Source organism: Vibrio sp. 1069 (assembly GCF_033340555.1).
Window position 1 is genome coordinate 1 of the sequence record NZ_JAWOWP010000870.1, and the last position, 536, is coordinate 536.

Here is a 536-nt window from a genome sequence, read left to right on the forward strand (position 1 = left end):
ATTGGCATACAAAATCTTGATTTAAAGAGGGATAAAATGAAAAAGACAATGTTGGCGTTAACTGGTGCGGTAATTATTCTTGCAGGCTGTCAAGACGAGAAACCAGTAGAAACAAGTGCAGTTGAAACTCCTCAAGCAGTAGAAATGGAAGTCACTGACACTGAACTGCCTGTCGATGCAGTACCAGTGGAAGAAGAACAAGTGATCACCACAGAAACGTTTGTAGACTCAGAGCACAACGCGAAAAACGCGCTAGATTGGAATGGCGTTTACAAAGGCACACTACCATGTGCTGATTGCGCGGGCATCGACGTGACTCTGACGCTAAATCAAGATGGCAGCTACGTGCTTGAGCAAAACTACCAAGACAAAGAAGATGGCAAGTTCAAATCAGAAGGCCACTTCACTTGGGATGAAAACGGCAGCATCGTAACGCTGACCGACGAAGACGCACCAAACCAATACTTCGTAGGCGAGAACATGCTTATGATGCTAGACATGAACGGTGAGAAAGCAACTGGCGAATTAGCTTCGTT

At 45.3% G+C, this 536-nt stretch carries 1 protein-coding gene; it reads left to right on the top strand.

Annotated features, from left to right (window positions below; translation table 11 throughout):
• Nucleotides 1-36: 36 nt before the first annotated feature.
• Nucleotides 37-536, top strand: a 500-nt coding sequence (locus tag R7040_RS29530; protein ID WP_318098060.1) for a copper resistance protein NlpE, incomplete at its 3' end; no start/stop codon positions are given.